Source organism: Qaidamihabitans albus, assembly GCF_016464705.1.
GTDB lineage: Bacteria > Actinomycetota > Actinomycetes > Mycobacteriales > Pseudonocardiaceae > Qaidamihabitans > Qaidamihabitans albus.
Genome location: NZ_JAEHOB010000005.1, coordinates 233,719 through 253,205, shown reverse-complemented (window position 1 = coordinate 253,205; position 19,487 = coordinate 233,719). Strand labels below are relative to the sequence as shown.

The following is a 19,487-nucleotide window of genomic DNA, read 5'->3' as shown; positions in this document are numbered from 1 at the left end:
CTACCGGTGGTTCTGCCCGTGGCCGCCGTGCGGAACGGGTACCCGGTGCAGGATCCCGCGGATGACGTCGGTCGCCGAGCGGCGTGCGGCGTGCGCCTCCGTGGTGAGCACGAGCCGGTGCGCGAGCACCGGCACGGCGACGGCATGGAGATCGTCCGGCACGACGAACTCGCGCCCGGACAGCGCCGCCTGCGCCCTGGCCGCACGGACGAGCTGCAGCGTCGCGCGCGGCGAGGCGCCGAGCCGCAGCTCCGGGATCTGGCGGGTGGCCGACACCAGCTCGACCGCGTACTGGCGTATCTCCGGTGCGATGTGCATGGCGCGCACGGCCTCGACGAGCCGCCGCACGGTCGCGGCGTCGGACACCGGTTCGAGTTCGGCGAGCGGGTTGTGACCGGCGTGCTCATCGACCATCGCGAGCTCGGCCTGCTGGTCGGGGTAGCCGATCGAGACCCGGGCGGTGAACCGGTCGCGCTGTGCCTCGGGCAGCGCGTAGGTCCCCTCCATCTCGATCGGGTTCTGGGTGGCGATCACCATGAACGGCTCGTCGAGGTGGTAGGTGGTGGTGTCCACCGTGACCTGGTGCTCCTCCATGCACTCCAGGAGCGCGGACTGGGTCTTCGGCGATGCCCGGTTGATCTCGTCACCGACGACGATGTTCGCGAAAACGGGGCCGGGGCGGAACTCGAAGTCGCTGGTCTGCCGGTTGTAGATCGAGACACCGGTGACGTCGCTGGGCAGCAGGTCAGGGGTGAACTGGACACGGCTGACCGTGCAGTCGATCGAGCGGGCGAGTGCCTTCGCCAGCGAGGTCTTGCCGACACCGGGCACGTCCTCGACGAGGAGATGCCCCTCCGCGAGCAGCGTCACCAGCGCGATCCGCACGACGTCGGGCTTGCCGACGAGCACGCGCTCCACGTTGGCGGCGATGCGCCCGGCGGTGTCGTGCAGCTCGTCGAGCGTGGCCGCGGGGGCCTGCCCGTTACGGGTACCGGCGGCGGGCGGGTAGGGCACCTGCGCGGTGGCCTGCTCGCCGGCCGCGGCGGCGCCGCCTCCGGCTCCGTGGCGGGCGCCCACCCCCTCCGCCTGTGTCCTCGACGTCACACGACCTCCTGTGCCAAAGCCCTCGCAGATGCCACGAACGTGTGGTGACGTTCGTGGGAAACGGGCTGCCCTTGCGCGGTCCAGCCTGCCACGAAGTGTGTCAAACCCGGGCGAACCCGGTAAGAGAACCCCATGATCACGCTCCGCAACCGTTGGGGCTAGGCCATTCGGGCGGGTGAACGGCCGGTGAGCTGGGGGTCTCCCCGTGACCGAGGGTACTGTCCTATGCTGCGAAGCGGATCCGAACGGCTACGGAGCGGCATGAGCGGCAGGGAGAGGCGCGGCGCGGACGATGACCGACGTGGAGATGCGAACCCCAGCCGGGGCGGGCGGCTTCGCCGTCTCACCGGAGCTGGCCGCTGACGCCTTCCGGCGGCTCAGCGACCTGCAGGACGTCGTGGGCCAGCTGGTGCGGCAGGCGAACGTTCTCGGCCGGTCCGTCCCGCTCGGCGGCGGATACGCCGGCGAGGTCGGCGACTTCATGGCCGAGTACGGCCTCGACGGTTCCGGTTCGGCGGCCGACTCGCTGGTCGCGTTCGGACAGGAGCTGGAACGGCTGAAGGGTCAGATCGACGCGGCCCTGCGGCAGTACCGGGACACCGATGCCGAAGCCGGGGACGGCCTCGGCGTCGACTGCACGGGCGGCTAGGTGTGCCCGTGCGCCGCGGAGTCCGGACACTGCTGATCGTGGTGGGCGTTGCCGTGCTGCCACTGACGGTGACCTGTTCGGCCTGCGGTGCCCGGCCACAGGCCGAGCAGGCCACACGCGCCACCGCGTCCGCAGCCACCACGGCGGGCAGTGCGGAAGGTGCGGACGGTGCCGACGGGGTCGAGGGAGCCGAGGCGGGTGCGCTGCCTGCACCGTGCGAGCTGCTCTCCCCGGCAGAGCGCTCCAGCGCGGGGCTGACCGTGCCCGGCGAGCCGAAGACGGTCGGCGACGCCGCGGCGTGCGACTACACCGAGCCCGGCTCGTTCGGCATCACGATCACCGTCGACGAACGGTCGGGTCTGGCGGACCTGCATGAGAAGCCCGGCAGGGCCACCCCGGTGCGCTACGGCGACCGCCAGGCGCTGCGGGTCGCCGACGAGGGCGCCGATGACGGCACGTGCGCGGTGCTGCTCGCGGCGGGGGACTCCGCCAGCGTGCACATCGACGTGAGCAACACGAACTTCAGCGGCACCGCGCTGGCCTGCGAGCGGGCCGGCGCGGTGGCCGAACTGGTCGAGCCGGACCTGCCCTGAACATGCACGACCATGCTGGGACATCGGGAGCCGAGATGAGCGAACGAGCGGTGCCGGAGGCGACCCGGCGGTACGAGTCGTACCGTCACGAGGAGCTCAAGGCCGAGGTCGAGTCGGGCAACGACCCCACCGCCGCCGGCGAGATCGGCCGAGCGTGGGCGGATCTCGCGGTGCGGCTGCGGGAGGCGGGCGAGGCGCTCACCGGGATGGTCGCCGGTAGCGAGGAACAGTGGCAGGGCGCGGGCGGGGACGCGCTGCGCGCGGTGCTCGGCAGGGCGGCGGGCTGGTCGGACCGGTCGGCGGAGCTGTCGGACCTGCTCGGTGACGCGGTCGGCCAGCAGGCGGCGATCGCCGCCAAGGCGAAGGCGGAGATGCCCGAACCGGTGCCGTACGACCCGGCGGGAATGATCCGTGACGCGGCGGCGGGTGGTGACATCAGGCTGCTCGCCGGGCTCGCCGACGCGCTCGCCGCACGCCGGGCGGAGGCCGAGGCCGCGCGCCAGCAGGCGGTCGACGTCATGTACGCCAGGGACGAGGCCCTGCGCGCCGCCGCGCCGGCCACATCGTTCCCGGCGCCGCCCGAGCTCACCTCGGGTTCGCCTGGTTCGCCCGGCTCGTCCGGGACCGGCCACGGGGGACCGGTCGCGCGGTGATCCGGGTCTCCGCGTCGGCGTTCGACATCCTGTGGAGCGACCTCGGGCACGCGCGGGTCCCGCCGCCGCTGCAGGTGCGCAGTGTCGGCCGGACCGCCGAGGAGCGGGCGGAGATCCGCGACAGCGTGTACGCCAACCTCGCCGAGCGTGGACTCGCGGCGGGAGGCGAGCCGGATCCGGCACTGCGGGACCGCCTCGACGTACTCGCCACCGCCTCCGTCGTCGTCGAGTGCGAGGCGCTGGTGGACATGGCCGAGGCCGAGCCGCTGCGGGCCCTCGCCGCGGGCCGCGGCGAGGGTGAGGGTGTTCTCGCCGTGCAGCCCCGGCAGACGATCGGGCTCACCCCGATCCGCGATTCCGAGGTGTTCGTCGCCGCGGTCAGCGTCCTGCCGGACCTCGAACCGGGGCCGGGCTACGGCGTCAGCCTGCCGGTCTCCGCGCTCGGCGACGCCGTCGAGGACCCCGTCTTCGGTAGTGGCGGTGGCGGTTCGGGTCCGTTCGAGCGGCAGATCCGCGAGGTGCTCGCCATCCAGGCCAGGCCGGTGCTCGGCGCCGGCCAGTTCTCGGTGCGGGTCCGGCGGGACGGCAAGCTGCACCGGCTGGGCGGGCTGAGCTGGTTCGGCACCGACGTCGGCGCCTATCTCGGTACCGTCGCACCCGGCCGGGGTGACGAGGACTGGCTGAGCGTGGCGCCGGTGGACAGCGACCGCCTGGTCGCCAGGCTCGCCGACATCCTGCGCGACTGAACGGCGATCCCCGGCCGCCTTCCCCCACTTCCCACCACCCGCGCTCCGCGGCGGCCCCGCGGCAGCCCCGCGGCAGCCCTCCGGCCGGTCCGGCACGTCCTCGATCGCCCCTGCTGACCCCCTGCCGTCCCCCGCGGCGGCGATGGCCCCCCACCACCACCCACCACGGCCCCAGCCTGCTGACCTGCGTAAACATAAAGACCATGCGCACGATCGGGCTGTTTCAGCGTTGACTGTGGTGAAAAGTGGGGTACGGTGGTGACCAGTGGGGCGGAAGGGAAGCCTCGTGGCCGATCGCGGATGGTTCGCAGTCAGTGGACCAGGCGCGGATCGGTAGGGGAGGTGGAAGCCGATGTTCCTCGGCACCCACACTCCCAGGCTGGATGACAAGGGGCGGCTCACGCTGCCTGCGAAGTTCCGGGATGCGCTGGCAGGTGGGCTGATGGTCACCAAAGGACAGGATCACTGCCTTTACGTCTTCCCGCGTGCCGAGTTCGAGCAACTGGCCCGCAAGGTCGCCGACGCGCCGTTCACCAACGAGTCGGTACGTGCGTACCAGCGGTATCTGTTCGCCGGAACCGACGAGCAGCGCCCGGACGGCCAGGGACGCATCGCGATCGCGTCCGAGTTGCGGCGCTATGCCGGGCTCAACAAGGAATGTGTGGTGATCGGCGCGATCACCAGGCTCGAGATCTGGGATGCCCAGGCGTGGCAGGGCTACCTGGAGGAACACGAGGACAGCTACGCGAAGGCTCAGGAGGAGATTCTGCCGGGCGTGTTCTGACAGCAGTGCGCGTGGCAGGCCGGCAGGCGGCACCCACGCCGTCGGGGGGCGTGGGTCCACCCGCCGGCGAGGGAACGGAGACGTTCGACGCGGATGTCGTGAGGCCTCTGTCCGCTCAGTGGCCCTGGTGCACCTTCCCCGGCACCAGGTTCGCAGCGGGCGGGCGGAGACCTGACGGCATCCGTTTCCCAGATTCGGGGCAGGTGAGGCGAAAGGGGGACGGCCGTGACGGACAACGCCGCACATCTGCCCGTCCTGCTGGATCGCGTACTCGCCCTGTTCGCTCCCGCACTCGCCCGGCCGGAGGCCGTGCTGGTCGACGCGACCGTCGGCCTGGGTGGCCACGCCGACGCGCTGCTGGCCGAGCATCCGGAACTGCGCGTCATCGCGCTCGACCGCGATCCCGTGGCACTCGAGCGCTCCCGCGAACGGCTCGCCCGGCACGGCGACCGGGTCCAGCTCGTCCATGCCGTGTACGACCGGATGCCGGACGTGCTCGCCGGCTTCGGCCTGTCCCGTGTGGACGGTGTGCTGATGGATCTCGGGGTCTCGTCGATGCAGCTCGACCTCGCCGAGCGCGGTTTCGCCTACGCGCGGGACGCGCCGCTGGACATGCGGATGGACCGGACCACCGGGCCCACCGCCGCCGATGTGCTCAACACCTACCCGGTGGAGGACCTCGCGCGCGTGCTGCGCGAGTACGGCGAGGAGCGGTTCGCGTACCGGATCGCCAAGGCGGTCGTGGCCGAGCGGGTGCGCGAGCCGTTCGATCGCAGCGAGCGGCTCGTGCGGCTGCTCTACGACACGGTGCCCGCGCCCAGCAGGCGTACCGGCGGGCACCCGGCGAAGCGGACGTTCCAGGCCCTGCGGATCGAGGTCAACGGGGAGCTGGAGACGCTGCGGGCCGCGCTGCCCGCGGCGCTGGACCTGCTGGCGACCGGCGGCCGCATCGTCGTGGAGTCCTACCACTCGCTCGAGGACCGCATCGTGAAGCAGGAACTGGTGCGGCGCTCGAAGTCGCGGACGCCGGAAGGGCTGCCGGTGGAGCTGCCGGGACACGGCCCGGAACTGAGCCTGCTGACCCGGGGGGCCGAGAAGGCGGACGCCGCGGAGGTCGAGCACAACCCGCGCGCGGCATCGGTGCGGCTGCGCGCCGCTGAGAAGAGGGGAGCGGCAGCCTGATGACCGCGCCAGCTCGCACACGTAACCAGCCTGCCACCCGCACCCGGCAGCGGGCGCGGGCGTCGACCGGGGTCAAGGAGGCTCCGGAGCCCACCCGGACACCGAGCCGCACCCGTTCCCGGAACCGCAGCACCGCAGCCGAACGCGCCTATGCGCGGCGGGCGCAGCGGGTGGATTCCCTGCGCCGTGCCCCGGCCGCGGCCGAGGGCAGGCGACGCAGGCTGGCGCTGGGCTGGCCGCGCTCGCGTGCCTCGTTCGTGCTGGTCCAGATGGCGCTGCTGGCCGTGGGGGTGGCCGCGACGCTGTGGCTGTCCACGCAGGCGATCGCCGACTCGTACCGGCTCGAACAGCTGCGGCAGACCAACGCCGGCCTCGCCGAGCAGGCCGAGCGGTTGCAGCGCCAGGTCACCACCCAGGAGTCGCCGTCCTCGCTCGCCGACCGGGCCAAGGCGCTCGGCATGGTGCCCGGCGGCAACCCGGCCCGGATCGTCGTACAGGAGGACGGCTCGATCAGGGTGGTCGGCGAGCCGGAGCAGGCCACCGCGCCCGCACCGCCGCCCGCACCCGAGCCGGAGCAACCGGACGAGGACCGGCAAGAGGGAACCACTGGGGAACAACCCGGAGGGGAGTAATGGCACGAAACGCACGGTCCCGCGGCGGAAACCGGGCCGGCGGCGGCACCCGCCGCCGCACCTACTCGGCCCGGGCCCGCCGAGGGGGGGTGACGGCGGCCGACCGGGGCCATCGCGGCCGGTTCACGGCCGGCCGGATCGCACTGGTGGTGCTGTTGTGTGCCACCGGGCTGAAGCTCGTGCACATCCAGGGGTTCGAGGCCGAGGCGCTCTCGGCCAAGGCGGAGCGACAGCGCACGACCACCATCGACATCCCGGCCCAGCGTGGGTCCATCCTCGACCGCGACGGCGCGAAGCTCGCGTTCAGCGTCGAGACCCGCACGCTGTGGGCGAACCTTCGGCTGATGCGCAAGACCTGGGCCGAGCACGCCCGTGAGCATCCCCGGTCGGGTCAGAACTACGACCGGCACGTCGAGGAGATCGCGGAGTTCATCGCCCGCCAGGTGCCCGGCAAGACCAGCGAGGAAGAGCTGCTGGAGCTCTTCCACAAGGACGCGAGCTTCACCTACCTGGTCGACGAGGTGGAGCCCTCCGTCGCCGACCGGATCAAGGAGCAGTACCCGGAGATCGGGTACGAGAAGCGCGCGGTGCGCGAGTACCCGGGCGGCGAGCTCGCGTCGAACGTCGTCGGGTACGCGAACTGGCGGATGGAGGACCCGGACGTCTCCAAGCACAACATCCACGGCCTTGCCGGTCTGGAGAGCATGCGGGACGACGACCTGGCCGGCCAGCCCGGCAGGCAGATCGTGGACACCGCGCAGGGCAACGACAACGTGGTGATCCCCGGGACGGAGCGTGACCTGCGGCCGGCCGTACCTGGCTCCGACCTGGAACTGACGATCGACTCGGACGCCCAGTACGTGCTGCAGAACAAGCTCGCCGACTACGTCGCGAAGTCGAACGCCGACGGGGGCAGCGCGGTCGTCCTGGACTCGCAGACCGGCGAGGTGTACGCGCTGGCCAACGACAAGACGTTCAACCCGAACGACCGGAGCACGCTGCGGCCCGAGCTGATGAACAACGTGGCGGTGAGCAACCCGTTCGAACCGGGGTCGGTCAACAAGATCGTCACCGCCACCGCGGCGATCGACGCGGGCATCGTGAAGCCGGACTCGGTACTGAAGGTCCCGGACTCGATCGAGATCGCCGACCACACGGTGCACGACGCGTGGGTGCACCCCACCCAGCCGTTCACCGCGACGGGCATCTTCGCGAAGTCGTCCAACGTGGGCACGCTGATGCTCGCGCAGAAACTCGGCCCGGACCGGTACATGCGGATGCTCGAGCGGTTCGGGCTGGGCCAGCGGACCGGCCTCGGCCTGCCTGGTGAGAGCGGCGGGTACGTGCCGCCGCGGGAGGACTGGTCGGGCACCACGTTCGGCAACCTGCCGATCGGACAGGGTCTGTCGATGACCGTCGTGCAGATGGCCGGGATGTACCAGGCGATCGCCAACGACGGGCTCCGGGTGGAGCCGCGGATCGTCAAGGCGAAGATCACCCCGGACGGGACCCGGGTCCCCGAACCCGCACCGGACAAGACACAGGTGGTGAGCCCGGAGACCGCCGACACGGTGAAGAACATGCTGCGCGCCGTCACCCAGGACGGCGGCGGCCACGATCGCGGTACCGGCCCGGCCGCCGCGCTGGAGGGTTACCAGATCTCCGGCAAGACCGGCACGGGGCAGCAGGTCGATCCGAACACCGGCGGCTACAGCGACCACCTCTACAACATCACGTTCGCGGGGATGCTCCCCGCCGACAACCCGCGGTTCGTCATCGGTATCCGGCTGGACGCGCCTGACACCACGCTGCCGGAGGGAAGCTCGGCGGCGCCGCTGTTCCACGACATCGCGTCCTACCTGGCGCAGCGCTACCAGATCCCGCTCTCCGACAAGCCGGCCCCGGTGGTCCCGCTCATCATGTGACCCCGGCCCCTGCCTCATGGCAGCGTTCACAGGCCGGCGGTGCGGAAGCGGCGGACCGACAGCGGGATGAAGATCGCCAGCAGCAGCACCGACCAGCCCACGGTGGCGAGCACCGGGTTGGCCAGCGGCCATGCCAGCTCGCCCGTGGGCAGGCCCGGGTTGCCGAACAGCTGACGGCAGGCCACCGTCGCGGCGCTGACCGGGTTCCAGTCCGCGATCGTGCGCAGCACGTCGGGCATCCCGGCGGTGGGCACGAAGACGTTCGAGATCATCGTGACCGGCATGACGAGCGGGCCGAGTCGCGCGGCCGTCTCCTCGTTCTTCACCATCGACCCGAGGAAGACACCGACCCAGGACACGGCGTACTGCAGCAACAGCAGCAGCCCGAACGCGCCGAGCGTCGCGGCGACGCCGTTGTGCGCGCGCCAGCCGAAGAGCAGGCCGCAGGCGGCCATCACGAGCAGGCTGCCCGCCGCGACGACGAGATCCGCCGCCGTCTGCCCGAACGGCACCGCGGAGCGCGCCATCGGCATCGACCGGAAGCGGTCCATGACGCCGAGGCCGTTGTCCTTGGCGATGACCGTGAGCGAGCCCATGATGCCGAACACGCTGCCCATGACGAACAGGCCGGGCATCAGGTACTCGCGGTAGTTCCCGCCGCCGGGAATCGGGATGGCGCTGCCGAACACGTAGCCGAACAGCACGACGGAGACCAGCGGGAACGCGAACGTGGCGGCGATCTGGCCGGGCTGGTGCTTGAGCTTGAGCAGGTTGCGGCTCATCACGGCGGCGCCGTCGGACAGACCGGCCCGCAGCGGCGAGTACGGGACCACGGGCGCGCTCACCGGAGCACCTCCGCCACGGTCGGTGCGCTGTCCGGCGCGTTCTCCGCGGGCTTGCCGGTCAGGGTCAGGAAGACCTCGTCGAGTGTCGGGCGCCGGATGCCGACGTCGACGGCCTCGACCCCGGCCTGGTCGAGCCCGCGCACGATGTCGGGCAGCGCCACGGTGCCGTCCCCGACCGGCACGCTGAGCAGCCTGCGGTCGGGATCGATGTCGGGCGGGACGGCGGAGTCGGCGACGCGCGCGAGGGCGCCTGCCGCGCCGGAGAGGTCGCAGCCCGCGGCGATCACGACGTCGATCCGGCCGCCGATCCTGGCCTTGAGGTCGTCCGGCGTGCCCGAGGCGATCACCCTGCCCGTGTCGATCACCGCGATGTTCTGCGCGAGCTGATCGGCCTCGTCGAGGTACTGGGTGGTGAGCAGCACCGTGGTGCCGTCGGCCACCAGCCCGCGGATGGCGTCCCAGATCTCGTTGCGGCTGCGCGGATCGAGGCCGGTGGTGGGCTCGTCGAGGAAGAGCACGGCGGGGGAGACGATCAGGCTGGAGATCAGGTCCAGCCTGCGGCGCAGGCCGCCGGAGTAGGTCCTCACCAGCCGGTCGGCGGCGTGGGCGAGGTCGAAGCGCTCGAGCAGCTCGTCGGCCCGCCTGCGAGCCGCCGCGGTGCCGAGGTGGAACAGCCTGCCGAAGACGCGCAGGTTCTCGCGCCCGGTGAGCTGCTCGTCGAGCGCCGCGTGCTGCCCGGCGAGGCCGATCTTCCGGCGCACGGCCGCGGGTTCGCGGACGACGTCGTGCCCGGCGACGATCGCCGTGCCTTCGTCGGGCCTCGTGAGTGTGGCGAACACGCGTACCGCGGTGCTCTTGCCCGCGCCGTTCGGCCCCAGCAGGCCGTAGACCATGCCCGCGGGCACCGTCAGGTCCAGCCCCGCCAGCGCGGGTGTGGAGCCGAATCTCTTGTGGACGCCCTCGGCGACGACGACGGCGTCACCCGGTGGTGCTGCCATGGGATCCCCCTAAGTGAGTACGATGTACGCAGCCTACGGTAGGCAACCGAGTACGATGTACGCAACCAGTTTTCGCTACGAGGTGAAATCGATGGGGCCCGCCGACGAGTCGTCACTGCCCGCACGGGTGCGGGTGTGGCTGCCCGCGGAGAAGCGCGGCCGCGGGCCCGCGCCCGCCTACAGCAGGGAGCAGATCGCCGACGCGGCCATCCGCATCGCCGATGAGCACGGTCTTGAGGCCGTGTCGATGCGCAAGGTCGCCGCCGAGCTCGGCACGGGCGCGATGAGCCTTTATCGCTACGTCGAGAACAAGGAGTGCCTGCACGAGCTGATGGCCGACCGGATGCTCGGCAGGCAGGAGTGGCCCGAGCTGACCGGGGACTGGCGCGAGGATCTGCGGGACCTCGCGCGCGGCGCGCGCGCGATCCTGCTGGCACACCCCTGGCTGACCGAGATCTGGACCGGCCGCCCCGTGATGGGGCCGAACATGCTCGCCGGGCTGGAGCGTTCGATGGCCGTCGTGGACGGACTCGGCCTGGACATCGACGCCATGTTCGAGATCGTCGGACTGCTCAACACCTGGGTCACCGGACACGTGCAGACCGAACTGGCCACCCGGGCGAGCTTCGGTGACGTCGAGGAATGGCAGCGGCGCATGGGGCCCTACGTGGCGATGCTGGCGGACAGCGGTGACTATCCCTACCTGACGCGGATCGTTCGCGAGGCGGCGGCGCCGCACGCCGACCCGGACGAGCGGTTCGAGCGGACCCTCGGCCGGATCATCGCCGGTATCGAGGCCACCCTCCCGGGCCGGTAGCGCTGCCGCTGCCGCTGCTACTGCTTCGCGTAGAGCGACTCGATCGTGTTCGCGTAGTTCTTGCTGACCACGTTGCGCTTGAGCTTGAGGCTCGGCGTGATCTCCCCGCCCGCCTCGGTGAAGTCGTGCGGCAGGATGGTGAACTTCTTGATCGCCTCGGCGTGCGAGACGAACTTGTTCGCCTCGTCCACCGCCGCCTGGACGTCCGCCCGCAGCTCCGGGTCGTCGGCCAAGTCTGCCACGGTGGCACTCTCCGGCTTGCCGTGCTGCGACTTCCAGGTCGGGAAGAACTCCTCGTCGATGGTCACCAGCGCGCTGACGAACGGCCGCTGGTCACCCACCACCATCGCCTGGCTGATCAGCGGGTTCGCCTTCAGCGTGTCCTCCAGCCCGGACGGGGCGACGTTCTTGCCGCCCGCGGTGACGATCATCTCCTTCTTCCGTCCGGTGATCCGCAGGAAGCCCTCGTCGTCGAGCTCGCCGAGGTCGCCGGTGTGGAACCAGCCGTCCTCGATGCTCTCGGCGGTGGCCTGCTCGTTGTTCCAGTAGGCGTCGAACACCACGTCGCCCTTGAGCAGGATCTCGCCGTCCTCGGCGATCCGTACCTTCGTGCCGTTGACCGGCCTGCCGACCGTGCCCACCTTGAACGCCTTCTCGGTGTTGACGTGCGCGGCCGCGGACGTCTCGGTGAGGCCGTAGCCCTCGTACACCGGCACGCCGATGCCACGGAAGAAGTGCGCCAGCCGGGCACCGAGCGGTGCGCCGCCGGACACGGCCGCCTTGCAACGCCCGCCGAGCGCCGCCCGCAGCTTCGTGTAGACGAGCTTGTCGAACACCGCGTGCTTGACGCGCAGGCCCAGTCCGGGGCTGCCGGAGTCCTGTGCCTCGCTGTAGGCCACCGCGGTGGCCTCGGCTGCGTCGAAGATCTTGCCCTTGCCCTCGGAGTGCGCCTTGAGCTTCGCGCTGTTGTAGACCTTCTCGAACACCCTCGGCACGGCGACGACGAACGTCGGGCGGAACGTACCCAGGTCCGCGGCCAGGTTCTTGATGTCCGCCGTGTGGCCGAGGGTGACCCTGGCGGTGAACGCGGTCAGCACGATCGCGCGGGCCAGGATGTGTGCGAGCGGCAGGAACGCGAGCTGCGAGTTGCCCGGCCCCATGATGTCGGGGAAGGCGTCGATGTTGGCGCGGATCTCGGACAGCAGGTTGAAGTGCGTCAGCCGGACGCCCTTGGGCCGGCCGGTGGTGCCCGAGGTGTACACGATCGTGGCCGCTTCCGCCGCCCGCACCGCGCGGCGGCGCGTGTGCACCTGCTCGTCGGCCACGTCGGCGCCGAGCGAGGTCAGCGCTTCGACCGCCGGCTCGTCGCCCTCGATCCGCCACGCGTGGTCGAGGTCGGGCAGCCTGCCGCGAACGGACTCCAGGGTCGCGGACAGCTCGCCGGTCTCCACCACGACCGCCTTGGCCCCGGAGTCGGAAAGGATCCAGTGCAGCTGCTCGGGTGAGGAGGTGTCGTAGATCGGCACCGTGACGCCGCCCGCCGCCCAGATCGCGAAGTCGATCAGGGTCCATTCGTAGCGGGTGGCCGACATGAGCCCGACCCGGTCGCCCTGCTCGATGCCGGCGGCCATCAGGCCCTTGGCGACCCCGAGTACCTGCCCGGCGAACTCCCGTGCCGTGACGTCGAGCCACGAGCCGTTCACCTGGCGACGGAAACTCACGGTGTCGCCGAATCGCTCGGCGTTGGCCCACACGACGTCCGACAGGTTCTCGTCGTCGGTGACCGTCCGGTTTGCGGGAGCGCTGTATTCGCGCACGTGAACCTCCGTGTCCAGTGTCCTAGTCGGGGCCGGGTCATTCCGGATCGCGGCGCCGACCTCGTCGGCCCGACCGTGCATGACTCTCCCAACCTGTGTTACTCGCCGGTCAACTTAGCCGCTGCCCATCGGCTTGACCATGCTCGGGTCATCACGAATCGGTGAGCATGCCATTCTGCACGCGTGTCCACTTCTCAGAACGCACCGGCAGCACTGGACATCGTCGACGAGACGTTCCTCGCGGTGCCGCCGAGCACGGTGGCGGCGGCGTTCGCCGACCCGCGCTCCTGGACCCGGTACTGGCCCGATCTGGTACTGGAAGTTTACACCGATCGGGGAGAAGCGGGCCTGCGCTGGACCGTGCGCGGGGCACTCGTCGGCACCATGGAGGTCTGGCTGGAGCCCGTGCTCGACGGCACCGTGCTGCACTACTTCCTGCGCGCCGTGCTGCCCGGCTCGCCGAGCCCCCGCGAGCTGCGGCGGGCGGCCGACCGCAGGGCACGGGCGGCCAAGGCGATCGCGCTGGAGCTCAAGGAGACCCTCGAGGACGGTCGTGAACCGGGCGTGCCGCCGCGGGCCGGCGGCGCTGGGTAGGCTGGCCCCCGTGCGGGTTCATGTCGTCTCCGACGTGCATGGCAATGCCGAGGCGCTCGCTCGCGCGGGGGAGGGTGCCGACGCGCTCATCGTGCTCGGCGATCTGCTCGACTTCGTCGACTACCACGACCACGGCAACGGCATCCTCGGCGCGCTCTTCGGCGCCGAGCAGGTCGGCACGTTCGCCCAGCTGCGCCGCGAAGGCACGCGGGAGCAGACCGTGGCCTTCTCCCGGTCGCTGTGGGCCAGCCTGGACGACCCCGCGGCGGCGGTCGACGAGGCGATCCGCGAGCAGTACGCGACCCTGTTCGGCGCGATGACCACACCCACCTACGCCATCCCCGGCAACGTCGACGCGCCCGCACTGTGGCCCGAGTTCGCCGGGCCGGGCATCCGGACGGTCGACGGCGAGGTGGTGGAGATCGGCGGCCTGCGGTTCGGCTTCGTCGGCGGGGCGCTGCTGCCCGAGGCGGTCACCCCGCGGCGCAACGGCGCAGTGTGGCGGCCGTACCTGCGCACGCGCGAGGAGTTCGACACAGCGGCGGCGCGCCTGAGGGGCATCGACGTGCTGTGCAGTCACATCCCGCCCGCCGTGCCCGACCTCGCCTACGACGTCGTCGCGCGCAGGCCCGAGATCGGCTCAAGGGCACTGCTCGAGCTGATCCTCGCCGAGCAGCCGCGCTGGTCGTTGTTCGGACACGTGCACCAGCCGCTGACCCCGCGGCTGCGCGCCGGGCGGACCGAGTGCCGCAACGTCGGCCACTTCAAGCAGACCGGACGCCCCTACGTGCTGCGCTGGTGACGGCACCGGCCGCTACGCTCTAGCCCCATGGCCGAGCAGTCCACGCAGTCCATCGAAGTCGACGCGGCACCGGAAGAGATCATGGCGGTCATCGCCGATCTGCCCGCCTACCCGGAGTGGGCCAAGGCCGTCCGGCAGACCGAGGTGCTCGCCGTCGACGACGCCGGCCGGGCCAAGCAGGTCCGGTTCACCCTCGACTCCGGCCCGGTCAAGGACGTCTACATGCTGGAGTACGACTGGGCGGACGACGGGCTGTCGGTGAGCTGGCATCTCGTCAAGGGCCAGATGCAGAAGGCGCAGAACGGCCGTTACCTGCTGGAGCCCCTGAACGGGCGGACCAAGGTGACCTACACGCTCGCCGTCGAGCTCGCGCTGCCGATGATCGGCATGCTCCGGCGGAAGGCCGAAAAAATGATCATGGACACCGCGCTGAAGGAGCTCAAGCGCCGCGTCGAGGGCAAGGGATAGCGTGCGAGTCCTGCTGTTCACCGGCAAGGGGGGCGTCGGGAAGACGACGCTCGCCGCGGCCACGGCCGCGGGTCTCGCGGCGCGGGGCAGCAAGACGCTCGTCGTGTCCACCGACCCCGCGCACTCCCTCGGCGACGCGTTCGGCCTGCCGCTGGCCGCCGAACCCGCGGAAGTCGACAGCTGCCTGCACGGGGCACAGGTCGACGCGCGGACCCTGGTCGACAACGTCTGGGCGACGCTGCGCGTCCAGCTGCGTTCCGCGCTGACCGGCGCCGGGATCGACGCGCTCGACGCCGAGGAGCTGACCGTGCTGCCCGGGGTCGACGAGCTGCTCGCCCTCACCGAGGTCCGGCGGCTCGCCGAGACCGGGCCGTGGGAGAGCGTGATCGTCGACTGTGGCCCGACCGCGGAGACGCTGCGCCTGCTCGCGCTGCCCGAGGCCGTCGCCGGTTACGCCGGCCGCGCGTTCGGCAGGCGCGGCTGGATGGCCCGCGCCGCCGGGGCGTGGAGCGGCGTCGCCGAGTCCGTCGAGCGCCTCGCCGCGCATGTGGACGGCCTGCGCACGCTGCTGACCGACCCCGCGGTGACCACCGTGCGGCTGGTGCTGACGCCCGAGCGGATGGTGGTCGCGGAGACCCGCCGCACGCTGACCTCGCTGGCGCTGCGCGGCATCCGCGTCGACGGCATGATCGCGAACCGGCTGATGCCCGCACCCGGGTTGTGGCGTGGCTCCGCGGCTTCGTGGCTGCGCACGCGGCGCAACGAGCAGGAGGCGGTGCTCGCCGAGCTCCGGCGGTCGGGGCCCGCCGAGGGCATGCTGCGCTCGGTCGAGCACCGGGCGGCCGAGCCGGTTGGCCTGCCCGCCCTGCTGGAGATCGCCAGGGAGCTCTACGGCGACGCGGATCCGCTCGGCGGTGCGGGCGGACCGGCCACCCCGCTGCTCGACGTCTCCGAGACGGAGAGTGGTTTCGACCTGCGGATAGCCCTTCCCCTCGGCCGGGACGCCGCCGTGGACCTGGCCCGCGTCGACGACGACCTGGCCGTCACGGTGGACGGTTTCCGGCGGCTCGTGGCGCTGCCCGGGCCGCTGCGGCCCTGCCGGGTCACCGGTGCCGAGTCGGACGCCCGCGGCCTGCTGGTGCATCTGGAAAGGACCGCATGACCTCATACGAGGAGGGCAGCGCGAGCCTCGCCGAGGAGATCCGGCTGCTCGTCGAGATGGTCGTCGAGCGCGCGGCCCCCTGGCTGGACGGCGTCGTGGCGGCGGGTCACGGCGCCACCGGGGAGGGTGCGGGCACCGGCGAACAGGAGCACGACGCGGGCGGCTGCGGCTGGTGCCCACTGTGCGCCATCGTCGCGGTCGTGCGCGGCGAGCGGCCCGAGTTCGCCGCCCGGCTGTTCGAGCAGGCGGCGCAGCTCGTCGCGCTGCTGCGCGCAGTGCTGGCCGACCGCTGGGAACCGCAGGAGGGCGTGCACATGCCGGGCTTCCGGCCCGCACCGGCGGAGGACGGCCCGGCACCGGAGCGGCCGCTCCGGGTGCAGCACATCGCCGTCCGTCCGCGGCGCGACTGGGGGCCGTAGGTGCTGGCGATCGGGGTCGATGTCGGCGGCACGAGCGTGCGCGCGGGCGTCGTGGACGAGCGGGGTGCGCTGCTCGACACGTCGAGGGTGGGCACACCCGGTGACGAGCTGGCGCTGGAGGACGCGATCACCGGCGTGGTGGAGGAGCTGCGCAACCGGCACGAGGTGGGCGCCGTGGGGCTGGCCGTTGCCGCGTTCGTCCGGCCGGACCTGCGCTCGGTCATGTTCGCGCCGCACCTGGCGTGGCGGGCCGCACCGGTCGCCGACCGGATCGCCAAGCGCGTCGGCCTGCCGGTCAGGCTGGAGCACGACGCCAACGCGGCCACCGTCGCCGAGCACCGCTTCGGCGCGGCGCGGGGCGCGCGGGTGGTCTCGCTGATCGCGATCGGCACCGGGATCGGCGCCGGACTGCTGCTGGACGGGGATCTGTTCCGCGGCGGCCACGGCGTGGCGCCCGAACTCGGCCACCTGTGCGTGCTGCCGGGCGGCCGGGCCTGCTCGTGCGGGAAGTACGGCTGCTGGGAGCGCTACTGCAGCGGCACCGCGCTCGCGGCGACCGCGGTCGAGCTGCTGGCCCGGCATCCCGGCCGCTCGACCGTGCTCGCCAGGGAGGTGGCGGGCGATCCGGGTTCGGTCACCGGCAGGCGGGTCGCGGGAGCGGCCCGCGACGGCGACCCGATCGCCAAGCGCGCGATGGCTGAGCTGGCGCGCTGGCTCGGTGAGGGCCTCGCCCTGGTCGCCGACGTGTACGACCCGGAGGTCGTGGTCATCGCGGGGGGCGTTTCCGAGTCGGCGCCGCTGTTCCTCGACGAGGCGCGCGAGCACTACGCGGCCGCGATCACCGGCGCGGGGCACCGCCCGCTGGCCAGGATCCGCACCGCCCAGCTCGGGGACGAGACCACGATCGTCGGTGCGGCGACCCTGGCGAGGGAGGAGCGCGCCGTCGGCACGGGCTGACCAGCCACCGCTTAGGCTGGCCGGATGCTGCTCGGGGACGGTGACGGGTTCGTCAGCTGTGCGTGCGGGAGCCGGCACTGGGGCCTGCACGGAGCCGCCGGCCTGCTGCTGACCGACCCGCGGCGCGGGGTGCTGCTGCAGCGCCGCGCGTGGTGGACCCATCACGGCCGTACCTGGGCCCTGCCGGGTGGCGCCGTGCAGTCCACCGAGACCGCCGAGCAGGCCGCGCTCCGGGAGACCGAGGAGGAGACGGCGGTGCCGCGCGCCGCGGTACGCGTGCTGGCCTCCTCCAGCGTCGATCACGGGACCTGGAGCTACACGACCGTGCTGGCGACCGTCCGGGAGCCGGTGCGGGCGCGCGTGGCCAACCCGGAGAGCACCGACCTGCGCTGGGTGCCTGCCGGAGAGGTGGCGGACTACCCGCTGCACCACGACTTCGCCGCGGCGTGGCCGGAGCTGCGGGCGCAGCTCGACCGGGAGCTCGTGCTGGTGGTGGACGCCGCCAACGTGGTCGGCTCCCGGCCGGACGGCTGGTGGCGCGACCGCGCGGGAGCCGCCGAGCGGCTGCGGGACCGGCTGGCGCCGCTCGTGCACCGGGGCGTCCGTGCCCCGGACGTCGCACTGGCCCACGGCCGTCACTGGTGCTGGTGGCCCCGCGTGGTGCTCGTGGTGGAGGGGCAGGCTCGGGCGACCGAGCCGACCGAGCACGTCGAGGTCGTCGCGGCCGAGCACGACGGGGACACGACGATCGTGCGCACCGCCAGGGAGGCGCGTGCCGCGCGCCCGCATGATCACGTCGTCGTCGTGACCGCGGACCGGGCGCTGCGTGAGCGGGTCCGCGACGTGGGTTCCGAGGTGATCGGCCCGGCGGCACTGTTGGACCTGCTCCGGGAACCGTGAGGGCGCTCACCGGTCGTGAGTGAGGAGCCGTGTTCTAACTCGCGTGCGCACTCACGAGAGGTGACCAGGCACAATGCAGTGCTTTCAGACCTGGGCGCCGTTGCCGGGGTCGGCGCCGTCGGGCGGACCCTGCCGGACGCGCAGCAGGAGCAGCGCGAGCCCGGTGGCCAGCGCGAGCATCCCGAGCGCCATGCCGACGGTGCCGCTCAGCCCGATCACGCCGGGCGCGATGAGCAACAGCAGTCCCAGCACGAAGAACAGCAGCACGATGAACGCGCCCTTACGCGGCTTCGGCAGCGGCGGGGGCTCCGGCGGGACGAAGTGCTCCTCGTCGTCCACGTCGGCGGGATCGCTGCCGAACATCGTCTCGTCCCAGCCGGTCCCGGTCTCGCGCCAGCCGGTGCTCGCGGGCCCGGCAGGCGCCGCCTGCTCGGGCGGCGGGTCGTCCCGGTCCGGCTCGGTGGGCGTCGTCCCCCTGTCACCCACCCCCTGCGCGCGCAGGTCGGCGACGATCTGCTCGAAGGTGGCGTCGACGTCCTCCGGCCCGTCCGCGCCTGACATCCTGCTCATCGGGCACCAACCTGTCCGACGGTCTGCACGAAGTCCACACTGCGCTCGAAGATCAGTTCGGCGTCGTTGTCCAGTGTCGCCACGTGGTAGCTGTCTCGCAGCAGGACCTCACTGAACTGCCTGCTGCGCACGCCGTCGGCGATGATCCGCGAGTTCACCGGCTCCACGACGTGGTCAACGACCGAGTGCATCAGCAGTAGTGGCTGGGTCACCTTGTGCAGGTCCTGGCGGACCAGCTTCCACAGCTGCGCCAGGCTGGCCGCCGCGCGCACCGGTGTCCGGGAGTAGGCGAGCTCGGTGACACCCGGCTTGGCGATGTCGTCTCCGACCCCCTTGACCGACGGCAGCACCGGCGCAAGCGCCGGGAGCAGCCGGGCGTCCCGGCGCAGGGTCAGCACGGAGGGATTGACGAGCGCGATCCCGGCGACGGCGTCGCCGAGTTGCTGGGCGAGCCGCAGCGTCAGCGTGCCGCCCATCGACAGCCCGAACACGAACACCGACTCGCACGTGCCTGCCAGCGCGTCGAACTCGGCACGGACGCAGTCGTACCAGTCGGTCCACCGTGTGCGGTTGAGCTCCTGCCACGTCGTGCCGTGCCCGGGCAGCCGTGGCCCGCGGACGGTGTAACCGGCTTCGGCGAGGTGCTCGCCCCACGGGCGGATGCTCGCAGGCGAGCCGGTGAAACCGTGACACAGCAGCACCCCGGTCTCGGTGGAACCGGTGTGCGAGAACGGCTCCGCGCCGACGAGCACAGGCATGCCCGATCGCCCTCCCGTTGAGCTGTTGTTCCCATCGTCGCACGGTCGCCGGGGCACGTGCGCCCCCGGCCACGTTGTGACATCGGTCGCCGGGCCGCGGCAAGCGGGGACC

22 protein-coding genes are annotated in these 19,487 nt (G+C 72.1%); 16 read left to right on the top strand and 6 right to left on the bottom strand.

The window, feature by feature from the left end:
• Positions 1-1,104 (bottom strand): AAA family ATPase, encoded by a 1,104-nt coding sequence (locus JAP66_RS12650; RefSeq protein WP_372448962.1) that lies wholly within the window; start codon positions 1,102-1,104, stop codon positions 1-3.
• A gap of 292 nt (positions 1,105-1,396) precedes the next feature.
• On the opposite strand from JAP66_RS12650, the gene JAP66_RS12645 reads away from it, so the two are divergent.
• From JAP66_RS12645 to JAP66_RS12610, 8 genes are all read left to right on the top strand, one after another.
• Positions 1,397-1,753 carry a hypothetical protein gene (locus JAP66_RS12645; protein ID WP_199431870.1) on the top strand — a complete coding sequence of 119 codons (357 nt, stop codon included), beginning with the start codon at positions 1,397-1,399 and terminating at the stop codon, positions 1,751-1,753.
• Between the two features lie 8 nt (positions 1,754-1,761).
• Positions 1,762-2,346, top strand: coding sequence for a DUF3558 family protein (locus JAP66_RS12640; RefSeq protein WP_307849541.1), 585 nt, complete (start codon positions 1,762-1,764; stop codon positions 2,344-2,346).
• A gap of 35 nt (positions 2,347-2,381) precedes the next feature.
• Complete coding sequence (locus JAP66_RS12635; protein WP_199431869.1) at positions 2,382-2,999, top strand: PE-PGRS family protein; 618 nt, start codon at positions 2,382-2,384, stop codon at positions 2,997-2,999.
• Positions 2,996-3,745 (top strand): ESX secretion-associated protein EspG, encoded by a 750-nt coding sequence (locus tag JAP66_RS12630; RefSeq protein ID WP_199431868.1) that lies wholly within the window; start codon positions 2,996-2,998, stop codon positions 3,743-3,745. Before JAP66_RS12635 ends, JAP66_RS12630 begins: the two co-directional genes overlap by 4 nt.
• 352 nt (positions 3,746-4,097) lie before the next feature.
• Positions 4,098-4,529 (top strand): division/cell wall cluster transcriptional repressor MraZ, encoded by a 432-nt coding sequence (mraZ, locus tag JAP66_RS12625; RefSeq protein WP_199431867.1) that lies wholly within the window; start codon positions 4,098-4,100, stop codon positions 4,527-4,529.
• A gap of 225 nt (positions 4,530-4,754) precedes the next feature.
• Positions 4,755-5,711, top strand: a complete 957-nt coding sequence (rsmH, locus tag JAP66_RS12620; RefSeq protein ID WP_199431866.1) for a 16S rRNA (cytosine(1402)-N(4))-methyltransferase RsmH — start codon at positions 4,755-4,757, stop codon at positions 5,709-5,711.
• Positions 5,711-6,343 (top strand): cell division protein FtsL, encoded by a 633-nt coding sequence (ftsL, locus tag JAP66_RS12615; protein WP_199431865.1) that lies wholly within the window; start codon positions 5,711-5,713, stop codon positions 6,341-6,343. Before rsmH ends, ftsL begins: the two co-directional genes overlap by 1 nt.
• Complete coding sequence (locus JAP66_RS12610; protein WP_199431864.1) at positions 6,343-8,268, top strand: peptidoglycan D,D-transpeptidase FtsI family protein; 1,926 nt, start codon at positions 6,343-6,345, stop codon at positions 8,266-8,268. Before ftsL ends, JAP66_RS12610 begins: the two co-directional genes overlap by 1 nt.
• Positions 8,269-8,294: 26 nt before the next feature.
• Here JAP66_RS12610 and JAP66_RS12605 read toward each other — a convergent pair whose 3' ends face one another.
• Both JAP66_RS12605 and JAP66_RS12600 read right to left on the bottom strand, forming a co-directional pair.
• Positions 8,295-9,113, bottom strand: coding sequence for an ABC transporter permease (locus JAP66_RS12605; RefSeq protein WP_372448961.1), 819 nt, complete (start codon positions 9,111-9,113; stop codon positions 8,295-8,297).
• Positions 9,110-10,111 (bottom strand): ATP-binding cassette domain-containing protein, encoded by a 1,002-nt coding sequence (locus tag JAP66_RS12600; protein ID WP_199431863.1) that lies wholly within the window; start codon positions 10,109-10,111, stop codon positions 9,110-9,112. Before JAP66_RS12600 ends, JAP66_RS12605 begins: the two co-directional genes overlap by 4 nt.
• Before the next feature lie 91 nt (positions 10,112-10,202).
• On the opposite strand from JAP66_RS12600, the gene JAP66_RS12595 reads away from it, so the two are divergent.
• On the top strand, positions 10,203-10,928 hold the full coding sequence (locus JAP66_RS12595; protein WP_199431862.1) for a TetR/AcrR family transcriptional regulator: 726 nt from the start codon (positions 10,203-10,205) through the stop codon (positions 10,926-10,928).
• Between the two features lie 17 nt (positions 10,929-10,945).
• Here JAP66_RS12595 and JAP66_RS12590 read toward each other — a convergent pair whose 3' ends face one another.
• Positions 10,946-12,745 carry an AMP-dependent synthetase/ligase gene (locus tag JAP66_RS12590; RefSeq protein ID WP_199431861.1) on the bottom strand — a complete coding sequence of 600 codons (1,800 nt, stop codon included), beginning with the start codon at positions 12,743-12,745 and terminating at the stop codon, positions 10,946-10,948.
• A gap of 183 nt (positions 12,746-12,928) precedes the next feature.
• On the opposite strand from JAP66_RS12590, the gene JAP66_RS12585 reads away from it, so the two are divergent.
• The 7 genes from JAP66_RS12585 to JAP66_RS12555 are packed head-to-tail and all read left to right on the top strand — an operon-like array spanning position 12,929 to position 18,047.
• Entirely contained in the window at positions 12,929-13,339 is a 411-nt protein-coding gene (locus tag JAP66_RS12585) for a polyketide cyclase / dehydrase and lipid transport (RefSeq protein WP_199431860.1), read from the top strand.
• Between the two features lie 10 nt (positions 13,340-13,349).
• On the top strand, positions 13,350-14,141 hold the full coding sequence (locus JAP66_RS12580) for a metallophosphoesterase family protein (protein WP_199431859.1): 792 nt from the start codon (positions 13,350-13,352) through the stop codon (positions 14,139-14,141).
• Positions 14,142-14,168: 27 nt separating this feature from the next.
• On the top strand, positions 14,169-14,609 hold the full coding sequence (locus JAP66_RS12575; RefSeq protein WP_199431858.1) for an SRPBCC family protein: 441 nt from the start codon (positions 14,169-14,171) through the stop codon (positions 14,607-14,609).
• Between the two features lies 1 nt (position 14,610).
• The gene (locus JAP66_RS12570; protein ID WP_199431857.1) at positions 14,611-15,771 is read left to right on the top strand and encodes an ArsA family ATPase; all 1,161 of its coding nucleotides are present in this window, start codon (positions 14,611-14,613) and stop codon (positions 15,769-15,771) included.
• Complete coding sequence (locus JAP66_RS12565; protein WP_199431856.1) at positions 15,768-16,190, top strand: hypothetical protein; 423 nt, start codon at positions 15,768-15,770, stop codon at positions 16,188-16,190. Before JAP66_RS12570 ends, JAP66_RS12565 begins: the two co-directional genes overlap by 4 nt.
• Positions 16,191-17,147, top strand: a complete 957-nt coding sequence (locus JAP66_RS12560) for an ROK family protein (protein ID WP_199431855.1) — start codon at positions 16,191-16,193, stop codon at positions 17,145-17,147.
• A 24-nt stretch (positions 17,148-17,171) separates the two neighbouring features.
• Entirely contained in the window at positions 17,172-18,047 is an 876-nt protein-coding gene (locus JAP66_RS12555) for an NUDIX hydrolase (RefSeq protein ID WP_199431854.1), read from the top strand.
• Positions 18,048-18,131: 84 nt separating this feature from the next.
• On the opposite strand, the gene JAP66_RS12550 is transcribed toward JAP66_RS12555, so the two are convergent.
• On the bottom strand, positions 18,132-18,617 hold the full coding sequence (locus JAP66_RS12550; protein WP_199431853.1) for a hypothetical protein: 486 nt from the start codon (positions 18,615-18,617) through the stop codon (positions 18,132-18,134).
• Positions 18,614-19,375 carry an alpha/beta hydrolase gene (locus JAP66_RS12545; RefSeq protein ID WP_199431852.1) on the bottom strand — a complete coding sequence of 254 codons (762 nt, stop codon included), beginning with the start codon at positions 19,373-19,375 and terminating at the stop codon, positions 18,614-18,616. Before JAP66_RS12545 ends, JAP66_RS12550 begins: the two co-directional genes overlap by 4 nt.
• Positions 19,376-19,487 lie beyond the last annotated feature (112 nt).